Raw genomic sequence first — 13,560 nt, 5'->3', positions numbered from 1 at the left:
TTGAACGGCGCTGATCCTCACACTCGGACGAACGGTAGTCGGCTAAGGGACAAGCGCTTTTCACCCTTGCATGCGTCTAGCAAAAGGCCCGCTAGGCGGCTGGCGATATGCCTCATGCCTTTTTAAAAAGATATTTTGATCAGTTGATACGAAATGGTTCTAAGTCAAGTGTGACGCGGGCTCTAAGGTTAAGCCTGTAGTGATGGCCGTCGGGTTTTGCCGAGGCATCTCTCCAGCAGCATTGTTGTCAGTAGTCGTCGTCAGGAATAACAACAAAAGGCAGTCCGCCATGTTCAAACATTCGAAAATCCGTCAAGCCGGTCTCATCGTCATCGCCACCACATTACTGTTGATCCTGCCGAACCTCACCAAAGTGATCGGCTAGACGCGCTGTGGCGTGTTTCCCGGCAACCCCAGCGCGACCTTCATCGGTTCACTACCGAAGTGCGGTTTTGTGTGCCAATCTTGAGCCATGACTCAATGGAGAGAGACTCATGCGCCACTGGATTGTCATTCCCGCGCCGCTCATCAGTTGTTCCGCCCAGGCGGGCATCATCGATGTGAATCGCGCGGTGGAGGAGATCCGCGACCGCGCGCTGATTCTCGATTTGCGCAATAACGCCGATGAGGCCGCCCCGACAGGTCCCCCTACCGAATGAAGCCGCTGATACTGCTCACGACCCTGCTGCTCTGCCCTGCCCTTTATGCCGCGCAACTGGAACTGCCCCAGGGCAGCGGTAGCCGGACCTGGCAAACCGAGGAGCTGCTGGGCCAGGCCCAGACCATCACCGTCAAGGATGATGTCTCCTACAAGCGCGACATGACCTATCGCGCGGTGCCAATAGCGGCCTTGCTGGAAGGGATCAAGGCCGACGACCACCTGCAGGCGGTGGCGCTGGATGGTTTTGCCGCCGAGATGGGTGCCGCCCCACTATTGAGTCGCCAAGGTGCCCAAGCCTGGCTGGCGGTGGAGGATCCGGGCAAGCCCTGGCCGCCACTGGCTGAAGGCAAACCCAGTGCTGGCCCCTTTTACCTGGTCTGGACAGACCCGCAGGCGGGCCATATCAGCCCTGAACAATGGCCCTATCAGATGGCGAGCATCAAGCGCCTGGCGCCTGTGGCCGAACGTTTCCCGGCCCTGCGGCCGGACCCGAAGCTGGCGGCCAATGATCCAGTGAACAAGGGCTTTGCGCTGTTTCAGAAAAACTGCCTGGCCTGCCATCGGCTCAATGGCGCCGGGGATGCCCAGGTCGGACCGGACCTGAACGTACCCTACAACCCCACCGAATACTTCGCCGCCGGCTATCTCAAGCGCTATATCCGTGACCCGCAGAACCTGCGGCACTGGCCACAGGCGAAGATGCCCGCGTTCGCGCCGGCGGTGCTGCCGGATGGCGAACTGGATCAGTTGGTGGCGTACTTGAAGCACATGGCCAAACGCAAACAGCCGATCTAGGACCTGTACGAGAACTCGCCGAGCGGCGATCAGGCAAGGCAAAAACAGGCGAGGAAGCGGAGTTTAGTCCACTAAATGAGCATCCGAGCCTGTTTTTAACGCAGCATGATCGTCGCGCAGGCAGTTATCGTACAGAGCCTAGGACCTTACTGCTGCTGCACCGACAGGATCGGCGTCGGCGATACCTGCACCTTGGCGTGCATCTGCTCACAACCGCCACCCCGGCGCATGCCGCGCACCGGGCAAGCGTCGAGGTAATCCAGGCCCACCGCCAGTTTCAGATGGCGCTCCGGCCGGGACAACTGGTTGGTCACATCGAAACTGTACCAGGCGTCGTCCAGCCAGGCTTCGGCCCAGGCATGGCTGGCCAGATGCTCGCTGTTCTCGCTGTACAGATACCCCGACACATAACGCGCCGGAATCCCCAGGCTGCGCGCGCAGGCCAGGAACGCATGGGTATGGTCCTGGCACACCCCGGCCCGCCGGGCAAAGGCCTGGGCGGCGCTGGTGTCGACTTCGGTGGCGCCTGGCGTGTAGGCCATGTGCTGGTTCAGCGCGTGCATCAGGTCGATCAAGGCACTACGGTCACGTCGCTTGCGGCATTGCTTGTCGGCGAAGCCGCGCAAGGCATCGTCCGGCTCGGTCAGGCGGGTCATGCGCAAGAACGGCAAGGCCGACTGGCTCTCGTGCTCGGCCTCGCGCTGCTCATCGATATCCACCTGGCCCCGGGCGCCGATGATGATGGCTTCGTGGGGCTCGTCCAGCGTCAGCACATGCAGGATATTGCCGAACGGGTCGAGCTGCGCCCGCACCGGACGCGGCAGGTTCAGTTGCCAGCTGAGCACGTGCTGGCGCTCGCTGTCGTGGGGGGTCAGACGCAAATACTGGATGCTCGCCCGCACCTGATCCTCGTAGTGATAGGTGGTCTCATGGCTAATGGAAAGTCTCATGCAGCCTCCAGGTAAGAACTGTGTATGGCGTTGCCCAGTTCGGCAACCAGGGGAATGAACTCAATCAGCCAGGTGTGCAGGCCTTCATCGAGGATCTCATCGATACCGGTGTAGCGCAGTCGCGCATCCATCTCGGCGGCCAGGCGCTGGGCCGGCCGGCCGTTGATACCCGGCAGGCTGGCGAGGATCTGGTCGATTTCTTCGGTGCAGGCGCGCAATGAGCGCGGCACATCGGCACGCAACAACAGCAGTTCGGCGACCTGCCGGGCGCCCGGGGCGTCACGGTAGATCTCGGTGTAGGCCTCGAACGACGACAAGGCCCGCAACAACGCACTCCACTGGTAATAGGCGTGGGCCGTGCCGTCGCTGACCGCGTCGGCCTGGTCGCCGGCCATGTCGTAGCGGGCATCGAGCAAGCGCAAGGTGTTGTCGGCCCGTTCGATAAAGGTGCCCAGGCGAATGAAACGAAAGGCATCGTTACGCATGATGGTGCCGTAGGACGCCCCACGGAACAGATGGGAACGTTCCTTGATCCACTCGCAGAAACGGCTCATGCCATAGCGCCCCAAGCCCTGGTCGGCAATGCCGCGAATTTCCAGCCAGGTGGCGTTGATGTTTTCCCACATGTCTGCGGTAATCCGCCCACGCACCGCATGGGCACTGGCCCGCGCCGCCCGCAGGCAACTGAAGATACTCGCCGGGTTGGCCGCGTCCAGGGCGAAAAAATGCAGCAGCCGGTCAGCGTGCAGCTCGCCATGGCGTTCCAGGTAATCGTCCAGGGTGCCGGTGATCAACAACGGCATGGCCATTTCATGCAGACCGTCGCCACGACCATCCTGCGGCATCAACGACAACGAATAACTCACGTCGAGCATCCGCGCGAGGTTTTCCACGCGCTCCAGATAACGCGACATCCAATACAAATCCGAGGCAGTTCTACTTAGCATGTCAGGCTTCCTTAATCCTCGACCACCCAGGTGTCCTTGGTGCCGCCGCCCTGGGACGAGTTCACCACCAGGGAGCCTTCGCGCAGTGCGACACGGGTCAACCCGCCCGGCACCACGCGGGTCTCACGACCGGAGAGGACAAATGGACGCAGATCGATATGGCGCGGGGCAATGCCGCTCTCGACAAAGGTCGGGCAGGTCGACAGGGACAACGTCGGCTGGGCGATATAAGCGTGGGGCTTGGCCTTGAGCCGAGCGCGGAAATTCTCGATTTCCGCGGCGCTCGCCGCCGGCCCCACGAGCATGCCGTAGCCGCCCGAGCCCTGGGTTTCCTTGACCACCAATTCCGGTAGGTGCGCCAGCACGTGGGAGAGCTCCTCGGGCTTGCGACATTGCCAGGTGGGTACGTTCTGCAGAATCGGCTCTTCGTCCAGGTAAAAACGGATCATGTCGGTAACGAATGGGTACACCGACTTGTCGTCCGCCACCCCGGTGCCGATGGCATTGGCCAATACCACATTGCCGGACCGGTAGGACGACAACAGGCCAGGCACGCCGAGCATCGAGTCGGGGTTGAAGGCCAGCGGATCGAGGAACGCATCGTCGAGGCGGCGGTAGATCACATCCACCTGTTTCGGGCCGTCGGTGGTACGCATGAAGACCTTGTCGTCACGCACGAACAGGTCGGCGCCCTCCACCAGCTCCACACCCATTTCCCGAGCCAGGAACGCGTGCTCGAAGAACGCACTGTTGAAGCGCCCGGGCGTCAGTACCACCACGCTCGGGTTGTCCAGCGGACTGGAGCTTTTCAGGGTGTCGAGCAGCAGGTTGGGGTAATGGTCAATGGGCGCGATGCGCTGGGCAGCGAACAGTTCGGGGAACAGGCGCATCATCATCTTGCGGTCTTCGAGCATGTAGCTCACGCCGCTGGGGGTACGCAGGTTGTCTTCCAGGACGTAGTAGGTGCCGTCGCCATCACGGACCAGGTCGACCCCGGAAATATGCGAGTAGATATCACGGTGCAGGTTCAGGCCCTGCATCGCCAATTGGTACTGCTCGTTGGCCAGGACCTGTTCGGCGGGAATGATCCCGGCCTTGATGATGCGTTGTTCGTGGTAGAGGTCGGCGAGAAACATGTTCAGCGCCTTGACCCGTTGGATACAACCGCGCTCCACGACGCGCCATTCACTGGCGGGAATACTGCGGGGAATGGTATCGAACGGAATCAGGCGTTCGGTGCCTTGTTCGTCTCCATAGAGGGTGAAAGTAATCCCGGCGCGATGAAACAGCAGATCGGCCTCACGTCGCCGTTGTGCCAATAACTCCTCGGGAGTATCGGCCAGCCAACGAGCAAACTCCCGGTAATGCGGGCGGACCTGGCCGCCGGCATCGTACATCTCGTCAAAATAGGTGCGGATCATGCCGTGCTCCTTGTCACCCGGTCACAAGGGCCTTCGCAAGGCCCGTGCCATCGGCATAAACGCTTTAATATCAACACGTTGGATAATCATCCAACCTGCGCCGCACCATCACTGTGCAGTAAACGCCCCAATACAAACAGCAGCGCCTCATTGCGAAGCAGGCTTTGCCTATCCACCAGCATAGCCAGAGTTTACCCACCTGCCCGGGCGGCCCTTTTTTGTGCGCAACAAACAAAAACGGCCGACCCTTGGGTCAGCCGCTGCTGGTGGAAGGAAGTCTCTCAATTAAGCGCCCGTACCGGGTGCTTGACGCCCCAACCTTCGATGGTGCCGCCCAGAGGCTCGACCACCGCCCCGAAGTTCTGTTCGAAGTCACCGATACCGCCATAGGTGGCGTACATCACCTTGCTCAACTCCAGGTACCAGGCACCGTCGTCACGAACACTGACCTGGGCATTCAAGGATTCACCGCGAAACTTGCCTGCCGCCCTGCGCGCCCGCTCCTCGTCCGGGAAAACGGCATAGAACTCGATGGGATGGATGCGTGCGAAATCAAAACCGCCTTCTTTCATGCGGCGCAGCACGTTGCTGCTGATGTCTTCTTGATAGGCTGTGCTCATGAAACGTCCTCCTCAGCAAGCGTTGGATAGACTTTCCGTACTCCCGAACCAGGCACCGAACGGCGCTGGCGATACGACAACCGGGAAACAAGCATGTAGCTGACAAGACCAGACCTATAGCGAATCATTCGCTGATCTCCCTTGCAGAGTAGCGCGATGACATCACCTCTGCCAGAGGGAGTGCAGAGGAAAAAGCGCGGTCAGGGTAAAGGCGTGATACTGAGGATCTGGATGCTGTTCTGATCCTTCAGGCTTTTGACCGTCGGGTCCGGGGTACGGCCTTCCAGATCATTGAGGTCAAGCGCGGCGGGAACCGGCAACAGCTTGGCGCGAATCAAGCGCGCCGCCTGCTCCAGGTCCGGTTGGCTGGCACATTCGAAGTGCTCCGTGTCCTGCACGCCATGATCGTCGACGAAGGTAACTGCCCACTTGCTCATCGGTGCCTCCTCGGTAAAGCCCATCAAGGGGCTTACAGTATCTGGACTGTAGAGCATGGAAGATCGTTCAACCGGATGTGAAAGGCATGGGCCCTGGAGAACGCCCAATAACCTGATGTGGGAGCGGTGCTTGCCCGCGAAGCTTTTGGCGACCTCAAGGGCCTCTTCGCGGATAAATCCGGCTCCCACAATGTCCGACAAGCCGAGTTGATCAGCCCCTCACTTCTCGGCGCGTTCCTTCAGGGCCTTGAGGGTATTGAACGGTGCATCGACCACGAACTTGTTGGCCAGCCACGAAGGCACGCTGCCGCCCGGCTCGGTGTGCACCTGGTAAGTCACTTCGGTCAGGCCACCGTCCTTGGGCACCAGCTTCCAGAAGCCCTCCACCTGGGCGACACGGACATAACCTTTCTCTTCCGGCAGGTAGGTCGGCACTTCCTTGAGCGTGCGAGTCAGGCTGCCATCAGCGCCCTTGGTGGTGGTGATCTGCAAGATGGAATCGCGATCAGTGACCGGGAACGGCGCCTTGAACTGGGTGTAGGTCCAGCTCAGATCACCGTCTTTTTTCAGCAGCTTCTGCGACTTGCACTCGTGAATCCAGGCACAGGCCCCGACCACGTCTTCCTGCAGCGCCTGGATCTTCGCCACGGGCGCCTTGATCAGGGTCACGCCACGGTAGGCCTTGTACTGGGAGTTGGCCACTTCACTCAGGGAGACCTTGATACCGTCCTGATCCTTGGCCGTTTCCCAGTTCTGCGCATACGCGGTACCGCTCAACAGGACAGTCAAACCACAAACCACAGCCATTCGATGCAGCGAACTCATTGTTTTATTCCTTATTGTCGAAGTTCCGTTCATTGAACACACCTCACGCCGCTGTCATTTGCTCCCACCAGCCGATCAGGCGGATCGCCTCTTCCCGGCTGCTGCCGCAGACCTCGGGATCGGCCTGGAAAGCCCCACACACAGAGGGCCGTTCAGGTTTGCCAAACAAGCCGCACAGACCTTCGACCGAGAGTTGCACGCAACGTTCTCCCGCCGGCTTACCGTTAGGCATGCCAGGAATCGGCGTACTGATGGAAGGGGCAATGCAACAAGCGCCACAGCCCTCACGGCACTTCATGACGACACGCTCCTGGCAGGGAAAAAGGTGTGTGGAGGACAGAGTACCCGCTAAAACGGCTGTTTAAAATTGGTCGCACAATTGTTTTTCACGGATAAGGCCCATGACCGGGCAGTCACCGACGAAGCGTCGTGCCGGGTGGGCCGTTTTACTGTTTGAATTCAAAATCCAGGGCCGCGCCGTCGACTTCCTTGCGCCCCTCGTTACGCAACTGTAGATCCATCTCATTCTTGAGCAAGCGCCCATTGAGCTGGAAAGGTGTCTGTTCAGGGGTTTTTTCGAATAGTTGTGGCAACAGCGGCCGACTTTTCGACAAGGGTACCGTGCCTGGCGGCTCAAGGCGCTTGACCATGTCCTGGGGCAGGCTCAGATCCAGCTGGGGCGGTGGCAGCGTGGTGTTCAGCGCGTCACTGGCCGGCACGGCTTTGGCGGCAATCGGTGCACGCCGCTTGGCCTTGCCCGGCGCAACCTTCTGGGTAGTTGCCCGTTTACTCGGTGGGTGTTTTTTCTTCACCAGCTTGACGCTGCTGGCCGGGCTCCCGAGCGGCTTTTTCGCCGTCGTCGCGGTCGCGGGTACGCTTGTGTCCTGGGCCTGCGCCGTCACAACAACTCCCGCGCCCAAGCCTGCCAGCACGAAAATCAACAGCAAACGAATGGAAAGAGTCACTTTCATAGGCTCTACGGCACGGACGACAGGGGGGGGCATATGCTCGCCTGTTGAGCGTCTCCTGACAAGCGGGCGATCATCCAGGACCGCCCAGGCTTGTTCCCGGCCCGTCACAAAAGCCCGGCCGCCGTTTCCTGGCACAGCTGGCTGGCCAGCATGCCGAGGGTCATCAACGCCCGTTCGGCCTCGCGATTCCAGGGGATTCCGCAGTTGAGCCGGATACAGTGGTTGAACTGCTCAGTGTTACTGAAGATCAACCCCGGGGCGATGCTGATGCCCTGCTGCAGTGCCCGCACGTGCAACTCCTGGGTGTTGACCCGCCCCGGCAGGCTGACCCACAGGATGAAACCGCCGGTAGGCCGGGTCATCTGCGTCCCCTCCGGGAAGAACTGCTGCACCGCCAGTTGGAAGGCACTCAGGTTCTTGCGGTACTCCTGGCGGATAAAACGCAGGTGCCGATCATAGCCGCCGTTTTCCAGATAGGCCGCCACCGCCATCTGCGTCACGCTGCACGCCGAGTGGGTACTGAAGGTCTGCAAGCGCTGGATTTCCTGCTGGAACTTGCCGGCGATCATCCAACCGATGCGCACGCCGGGCGACAGGGTCTTGGAAAAGCTCGAGCAGTAAATTACCCGGTCCAGGCGGTCATAGGCCTTGAGGGCCTTGGTCCGACCGACTTCGAACATCAGCTCGCCGTAGATGTCGTCTTCGACGATCTGGATATCGAAGTCCGAAGCCAGACGCAGCAACTGCTTCTGCCGTTCTTCCGGCATGGTCCCGCCCAGCGGATTGCTCAGCCGGGTGGTCAATACCAGGGCCTTGATCGACCATTGGTTGGCCGCCAGTTGCAGGGCCTCCAGGCTCATGCCGGTGGACGGGTCGCTGGGGATCTCGATGACTTTCAGGCCCAGCAGGTCGGCCAGTTGCAGCAGGCCGTAATAGGTCGGCGATTCGGCGGCGATCAGGTCGCCCGGCCGGGTCAGCACCCGCAACGACATTTGCAGGGCATCCACGCAACCGTGGGTGATCACCACTTCCGAGGGGTCGATCACCACCCCGGCATCGCGCATGCGAATCGCCACCTGGCGGCGCAACGGTTCGAAACCGGGACTGAACATGTAGCTGAAGGCCCGCGGGCTGTGAAAGCGCGTGACCTTGGCCAATTGCTGGTGCAACGCGCGCACCGGCAGGTAATCCACCGACGGCACCGCCGCGCCGAAGGGAAACACACCTTCACGGCGGGACTCGACCAGCACCTGTTGGATGATGCTGCTGCGGGTGACCAGCCCCGGCCGTTCGACCCGGGCGATGTCCGGGGTGGGCGCGGTCAGGGCCGGGGTCTGGTGCACGTAGTAGCCCGATTGCGGACGCGCGCGGATTAGCCCCTGGTCTTCCAGGTTGGCATAGGCCTGCAGCACCGTGGCGTGGCTGACATTGAGCTGCGAGCTCATCTTGCGCACCGACGGCACGCGCTCACCCGGCTGATAGACACCCCGCCGGATATCCTCGGCGAGCTGCTGAGCAATACGTTGGTAGAGCAATAGGTTGGTCATGAAGCGGCACTCGGTTTCAACGGCATTTTTATTCTTGGACGCAACAATACCGGAACAGTTTAAAAGTGTACTGGCACAGTTTCTACAATAGTCGACAATACAGTGACAAGAGAAGTAAAACTGTACGGGCACCCACCATCGCGCAAACACCGCATCCTCTTGTAGGCGCTGGCTCGCCGGCGATGAGGCCCTTGAGCCTTGCGGTGCCTACCTGGACGCCATCGCCGGCAAGCCGGACTCCTACAGGGTTGCACGGTGTTTTCGAGGATATAGCAGGCACAAAAAACCCGGCGCCTTGAGAGGGCCGGGTCTTCGTTGTAAACCGATAGCCGTCAGCGTGCCGTGCCCAGCCGGCCCTTCTCGTCGGAAAAAACGATCTCGACCCGACGGTTCTGCGCTCGCCCGCGCTCGCTGGCATTCACGTCCACCGGGTACTGGTCGCCATAACCCATGACCTCGATGCGCTTCTCATCGATACCCAGGTCCACCAGCATATCGGCCACCGACTGCGCGCGGTCACGGGACAGCTGCAGATTGTTGTCCGGATCGCCGGTGTTGTCGGTATACCCTTCGATACGCACCACGCGCCGCGGGTTGAGCTGGAGAAACTGCACCAACTTGAGCACCGTGCGATTGGCCGAATTCTTCAATTCCGCCTCACCGGTGTCGAACAACACATCGCCGAGGGTCATCACCAGGCCGCGATCTTTCTGGTTACTGGTCAGGCTGGCGATCTGCTCTTCTACCCACTTGCCCTGCTGCTGCACGCTAAGCAATTTGCTTTCGCGCAAGGCCAGTTGCAGGCGCTGGCGCTCCAGTTCCAGCTTGGCCGCCCGCTCCTGGTTCAGTGCGGTTTCGCTGTGCTCGCGGGCAATGTCGGCGTAGCGCTCGCTCAGGTAGGCGTAGTGTTCGACGTCAGCGGCGCTGCCCAGATAGCCGGACAGGCGCTCGGCCCGGGCCAGGGACTCACCGGCACGGATCACATCCTTGGGCGCGTAGCGCAACACATTGGTGTCTTCCTTGACCTTCTGAAAACTCGCCGACGCCGCCTGCAAGGCCGCCTCGCTGTCGTTCTGGCCGGCGCAACCGTACAAACCGACACAGGCCAGCAGCAACAGGCCGCCCGCCCTTGCGCTCGAATAGATCATTGAGCCGTCTCCAGTTGCTTATGCAGGCGCGTGATGCGGGTGTTGAGCAGCGTGACCTGCTCCTGGCTCTTCTCGGTCAGCACCCGGGCTTCGGCCAGGCGGGCATCCAGCTCGGCCTGTTCAGACTTGCGCCGGGCGCCACGGTAAGCCTGCTCGGTCATATTGGCCTTGGCCCGGCGGAACTTGTCCTCGGCCTGTTTCAGCTCTGGGACATCATTGGCGTTGGCCCCGACGGCATGGGCCTGCGCGATGGCGCGCTCGGTCAGGCGCATCTGCTCGTTCGGCGCCGGATCGGTGGCGCAGCCCGCCAGCGCCAGCACGGCCAGGGCAGCAAATAGAGGTCGAATACTCACAAAAAAATCCCTACGGTTTTGGGGCGCTGACGGGCTGCAATTGCGCCGCCCAACGCTCCAGATTGCGCTGCAGCGCGGCTTCGGTCAGGCCGGAGGCGGGCAATTCTGTCATCTTTTTCGCCAACTGTCCGCGCAACCAGGGGTCATTGCAGGCCGAGTTGTGGGAAACCGCGAGAAACAGCCCCGGCTGGTCGATCGGTTGCGGATGGGCCTTGAGGTCGTTGGCCATGCCCAGGGCCTGGCTCGTGACCATGCCGGCATAACGCCCGGCCAGCACATAGTCGACCTCGCCCAGCAGCAGCTTGTGGAGGGCCGGGGTCAAGGTCGGTGTGCGTTGAAGGGTCAGGCGCTCCTTGATAAAGGCGCTGAACGGCTGGGTCATCCGGGCCTTTTCCGAGACCGCCCCGGTATAGCCGTGCAGATCCTCGGCGCTGTTGTAGACCAGTGGTGAATCCTTGCGGGTCCAGACCAGGAAATCGTTTTGCACCAGCGCCGGGTGGATGTAGTCCAGCGAGTCCAGTTCGTCGAGGGCGATGGGCGCATCCACCAGCAGGTCCATGCGCCCGCTGCGCACCTCTTCCTGGGCCTGGGCGCGTTTACCGCCGTAGAGCACCTCGACCTTGAGCCCCAGCTCCCCCGCCACCTGGCGTAGCAGGTCGGCACTGGCACCGATCAGGTGCTCCGGGTCCTGAGGATCACGCCACAGGTACGGCGGCGCATCCGGGCTGCCGGTGACGATCAGGCGCTCGCATTTGCCCAGCGCCAGGGCCTGCGGGGCCAATACGGGCAAGCCCAGCAGCAGTGACAGCGCCGCGGCGCGAAGCCTGTCCATGAGGTGAATCTCCTTCTCAAAAATCATCCGACGCCGGGATACACCGCGGTGATGACGGCTGGCACCGCCCTACTGTAGGAGCCGGCTTGCCGGCGATGAGGCCCGTGAGACCTGCATCGCCTATTCAGCCGCCATCGCCAGCAAGCTGGCTCCCACAGGTTTGGTGCTTCACCGCAAAATACCGTGTTGCCACAACCCTTGTAGGAGCTGGCTTGCCAGCGATGAGGCCCGTGAGACCTGCATCGCCTATTCAGCCGCCATCGCCAGCAAGCCGGCTCATGCAGGGGATACGAAGTGTTCGATAAATAACTCAAAAAAAACCCGGCCAAACGGCCGGGTTCTTTTATAAGCCAAGCCGCTGGATCAGACCAGCTTCTCGAACTCAGGGATAGCTTCGAACAAGTCCGCCACCAGGCCGTAATCGGCCACCTGGAAGATCGGTGCTTCTTCGTCCTTGTTGATCGCGACGATCACCTTGGAGTCCTTCATACCGGCCAAATGCTGGATCGCGCCGGAGATACCGACGGCGATGTACAGCTGTGGCGCGACGATCTTGCCGGTCTGGCCGACCTGCATGTCGTTCGGTACGAAACCAGCGTCGACCGCCGCGCGGGAAGCGCCGACCGCGGCACCGAGCTTGTCGGCCAGGGCGTACAGGTGCTTGAAGTTGTCACCGTTCTGCATGCCACGACCGCCGGAAACGACGATCTTGGCAGCGGTCAGTTCAGGACGGTCGGACTTGGCCAGCTCCTCGCCGACGAACGACGATTTGCCTGCATCGTGAACCGCGGCAACCGCTTCAACCGCAGCCGAACCACCTTCAGCGGCAACCGGGTCGAAACCGGTGGCGCGCACGGTGATGACCTTGACGGCGGCGTTCGATTGCACGGTGGCAATGGCGTTACCGGCGTAGATCGGACGCTTGAAGGTGTCAGCGCTTTGCACCGAGATGATCTCGGAGATCTGGTCGACGTCCAGCTGAGCGGCAACCCGTGGCAGGATGTTTTTGCCGTTGGAAGTAGCGGCAGCCAGAATGTGGCTGTAGCCCTTGCCCAGCTCGGCAACCAGGGGAGCGACGTTTTCCGGCAGTTGATGGGCGTAGGCGGCGTTGTCGGCCACCAGCACTTTCGACACGCCAGCGATTTTCGCAGCGGCTTCAGCGACTGCACCCACGCCCTGGCCTGCAACCAGCACGTGAATGTCACCACCGATCTTTGCCGCGGCAGCCACGGTGTTCAGGGTGGCTGGGGCCACGACCTTGTTGTCGTGTTCGGCGATTACCAAGATAGTCATAGTCAGATTACCTTCGCTTCGTTTTTCAGTTTCTCGACCAGTTCTGCAACCGACTTGACCTTGATCCCGGCGCTACGCGCAGCCGGCGCTTCGACTTTCAGGGTCTTGTTGGTGGAGGCGGTGGAAACGCCCAAAGCATCCGGAGTCAGCACTTCAAGCGGCTTCTTCTTGGCTTTCATGATGTTTGGCAGGGACGCATAACGCGGCTCGTTCAAACGCAGGTCGGTGGTGACGATGGCCGGCAGGCTCAACGACACGGTCTGCAGGCCGCCGTCGATTTCGCGGGTCACGGCAACCTTGTCGCCGGACACTTCGACTTTCGAAGCGAAGGTGCCTTGGGCGTAACCGCTCAGGGCCGCCAGCATCTGACCGGTCTGGTTGTTGTCGCTGTCGATGGCCTGTTTGCCAAGGATCACCAGCTGTGGCTGTTCCTTGTCGACAACGGCTTTCAACAGTTTGGCCACGGCCAGGGAGGTCAGCTCTTCAGCCGATTCAACCAGGATCGCGCGGTCGGCACCCAGGGCCAGTGCGGTGCGCAATTGCTCCTGAGCGGTGGACGGACCGACGCAGACGACGACGATTTCAGTCGCCACGCCTTTTTCCTTCAGGCGTACCGCTTCTTCCACTGCGATTTCGCAGAACGGGTTCATCGACATCTTGACGTTGGCGAGGTCGACGCCGGAATTGTCCGCCTTGACGCGAACCTTGACGTTGTAATCGACAACGCGTTTGACAGCTACAAGAACCTTCATGGATTCCT

General features: G+C 61.1%; 16 protein-coding genes. 2 read left to right on the top strand and 14 right to left on the bottom strand.

Features of this window, described 5'->3' with window-relative positions; all coding sequences use genetic code 11:
- Window positions 1-494: 494 nt before the first annotated feature.
- Both AC07VG_RS15560 and AC07VG_RS15555 read left to right on the top strand, forming a co-directional pair.
- Window positions 495-659, top strand: coding sequence for a hypothetical protein (locus AC07VG_RS15560; protein WP_495001453.1), 165 nt, complete (start codon window positions 495-497; stop codon window positions 657-659).
- Window positions 656-1,456 (top strand): cytochrome c, encoded by an 801-nt coding sequence (locus tag AC07VG_RS15555; protein ID WP_495021458.1) that lies wholly within the window; start codon window positions 656-658, stop codon window positions 1,454-1,456. The genes AC07VG_RS15560 and AC07VG_RS15555 overlap by 4 nt, the downstream gene beginning before the upstream one ends.
- 146 nt (window positions 1,457-1,602) lie before the next feature.
- Here AC07VG_RS15555 and AC07VG_RS15550 read toward each other — a convergent pair whose 3' ends face one another.
- From AC07VG_RS15550 to AC07VG_RS15485, 14 genes are all read right to left on the bottom strand, one after another.
- On the bottom strand, window positions 1,603-2,406 hold the full coding sequence (locus AC07VG_RS15550; protein WP_495021457.1) for a transglutaminase family protein: 804 nt from the start codon (window positions 2,404-2,406) through the stop codon (window positions 1,603-1,605).
- Window positions 2,403-3,353 carry an alpha-E domain-containing protein gene (locus AC07VG_RS15545; RefSeq protein ID WP_100940699.1) on the bottom strand — a complete coding sequence of 317 codons (951 nt, stop codon included), beginning with the start codon at window positions 3,351-3,353 and terminating at the stop codon, window positions 2,403-2,405. Before AC07VG_RS15545 ends, AC07VG_RS15550 begins: the two co-directional genes overlap by 4 nt.
- Window positions 3,354-3,364: 11 nt before the next feature.
- Window positions 3,365-4,774, bottom strand: coding sequence for a circularly permuted type 2 ATP-grasp protein (locus AC07VG_RS15540; protein WP_248796806.1), 1,410 nt, complete (start codon window positions 4,772-4,774; stop codon window positions 3,365-3,367).
- Between the two features lie 281 nt (window positions 4,775-5,055).
- A complete protein-coding gene (locus AC07VG_RS15535; protein ID WP_100940701.1) occupies window positions 5,056-5,394 on the bottom strand; it encodes a ribonuclease E inhibitor RraB in 339 nt (112 codons plus the stop codon).
- Between the two features lie 200 nt (window positions 5,395-5,594).
- Window positions 5,595-5,831 carry a hypothetical protein gene (locus AC07VG_RS15530; RefSeq protein WP_495001450.1) on the bottom strand — a complete coding sequence of 79 codons (237 nt, stop codon included), beginning with the start codon at window positions 5,829-5,831 and terminating at the stop codon, window positions 5,595-5,597.
- A gap of 219 nt (window positions 5,832-6,050) precedes the next feature.
- Entirely contained in the window at window positions 6,051-6,656 is a 606-nt protein-coding gene (locus AC07VG_RS15525; RefSeq protein WP_495001449.1) for an START domain-containing protein, read from the bottom strand.
- 43 nt (window positions 6,657-6,699) lie between these two features.
- Window positions 6,700-6,954, bottom strand: coding sequence for a YkgJ family cysteine cluster protein (locus AC07VG_RS15520; RefSeq protein WP_495001448.1), 255 nt, complete (start codon window positions 6,952-6,954; stop codon window positions 6,700-6,702).
- Between the two features lie 148 nt (window positions 6,955-7,102).
- Entirely contained in the window at window positions 7,103-7,627 is a 525-nt protein-coding gene (locus tag AC07VG_RS15515; protein WP_495021456.1) for a hypothetical protein, read from the bottom strand.
- A gap of 104 nt (window positions 7,628-7,731) precedes the next feature.
- The gene (locus tag AC07VG_RS15510; protein WP_495001446.1) at window positions 7,732-9,174 is read right to left on the bottom strand and encodes an aminotransferase-like domain-containing protein; all 1,443 of its coding nucleotides are present in this window, start codon (window positions 9,172-9,174) and stop codon (window positions 7,732-7,734) included.
- Between the two features lie 332 nt (window positions 9,175-9,506).
- On the bottom strand, window positions 9,507-10,322 hold the full coding sequence (locus AC07VG_RS15505; protein ID WP_495021455.1) for an OmpA family protein: 816 nt from the start codon (window positions 10,320-10,322) through the stop codon (window positions 9,507-9,509).
- Window positions 10,319-10,675: a DUF4398 domain-containing protein gene (locus AC07VG_RS15500; RefSeq protein ID WP_495001444.1), complete on the bottom strand. Its 357-nt coding sequence runs from the start codon at window positions 10,673-10,675 to the stop codon at window positions 10,319-10,321. The genes AC07VG_RS15505 and AC07VG_RS15500 overlap by 4 nt, the downstream gene beginning before the upstream one ends.
- Window positions 10,676-10,685: 10 nt before the next feature.
- The gene (locus AC07VG_RS15495; protein ID WP_495021454.1) at window positions 10,686-11,507 is read right to left on the bottom strand and encodes a substrate-binding periplasmic protein; all 822 of its coding nucleotides are present in this window, start codon (window positions 11,505-11,507) and stop codon (window positions 10,686-10,688) included.
- Between the two features lie 363 nt (window positions 11,508-11,870).
- On the bottom strand, window positions 11,871-12,800 hold the full coding sequence (locus AC07VG_RS15490; RefSeq protein ID WP_495021453.1) for an electron transfer flavoprotein subunit alpha/FixB family protein: 930 nt from the start codon (window positions 12,798-12,800) through the stop codon (window positions 11,871-11,873).
- Between the two features lie 2 nt (window positions 12,801-12,802).
- Window positions 12,803-13,552: an electron transfer flavoprotein subunit beta/FixA family protein gene (locus AC07VG_RS15485; protein WP_495021452.1), complete on the bottom strand. Its 750-nt coding sequence runs from the start codon at window positions 13,550-13,552 to the stop codon at window positions 12,803-12,805.
- Window positions 13,553-13,560 lie beyond the last annotated feature (8 nt).

It is taken from the genome of Pseudomonas sp. GW821-FHT03C07 (assembly GCF_059420925.1).
The sequence above is the reverse complement of the archived record's forward strand: the minus strand, read 5'-3'. Positions and strand labels throughout refer to the sequence as shown.

Coding starts and splice junctions, on each gene's coding strand:
- AC07VG_RS15525 (WP_495001449.1), bottom strand. CDS start 6,656: ATGAGTTCGCTGCATCGAATGGCTGTGGTTTGTGGTTTGACTGTCCTG.
- AC07VG_RS15505 (WP_495021455.1), bottom strand. CDS start 10,322: ATGATCTATTCGAGCGCAAGGGCGGGCGGCCTGTTGCTGCTGGCCTGT.
- AC07VG_RS15540 (WP_248796806.1), bottom strand. CDS start 4,774: ATGATCCGCACCTATTTTGACGAGATGTACGATGCCGGCGGCCAGGTC.
- AC07VG_RS15555 (WP_495021458.1), top strand. CDS start 656: ATGAAGCCGCTGATACTGCTCACGACCCTGCTGCTCTGCCCTGCCCTT.
- AC07VG_RS15495 (WP_495021454.1), bottom strand. CDS start 11,507: ATGGACAGGCTTCGCGCCGCGGCGCTGTCACTGCTGCTGGGCTTGCCC.
- AC07VG_RS15535 (WP_100940701.1), bottom strand. CDS start 5,394: ATGAGCACAGCCTATCAAGAAGACATCAGCAGCAACGTGCTGCGCCGC.
- AC07VG_RS15550 (WP_495021457.1), bottom strand. CDS start 2,406: ATGAGACTTTCCATTAGCCATGAGACCACCTATCACTACGAGGATCAG.
- AC07VG_RS15530 (WP_495001450.1), bottom strand. CDS start 5,831: ATGAGCAAGTGGGCAGTTACCTTCGTCGACGATCATGGCGTGCAGGAC.
- AC07VG_RS15490 (WP_495021453.1), bottom strand. CDS start 12,800: ATGACTATCTTGGTAATCGCCGAACACGACAACAAGGTCGTGGCCCCA.
- AC07VG_RS15520 (WP_495001448.1), bottom strand. CDS start 6,954: ATGAAGTGCCGTGAGGGCTGTGGCGCTTGTTGCATTGCCCCTTCCATC.
- AC07VG_RS15515 (WP_495021456.1), bottom strand. CDS start 7,627: ATGAAAGTGACTCTTTCCATTCGTTTGCTGTTGATTTTCGTGCTGGCA.
- AC07VG_RS15510 (WP_495001446.1), bottom strand. CDS start 9,174: ATGACCAACCTATTGCTCTACCAACGTATTGCTCAGCAGCTCGCCGAG.
- AC07VG_RS15485 (WP_495021452.1), bottom strand. CDS start 13,552: ATGAAGGTTCTTGTAGCTGTCAAACGCGTTGTCGATTACAACGTCAAG.
- AC07VG_RS15545 (WP_100940699.1), bottom strand. CDS start 3,353: ATGCTAAGTAGAACTGCCTCGGATTTGTATTGGATGTCGCGTTATCTG.
- AC07VG_RS15560 (WP_495001453.1), top strand. CDS start 495: ATGCGCCACTGGATTGTCATTCCCGCGCCGCTCATCAGTTGTTCCGCC.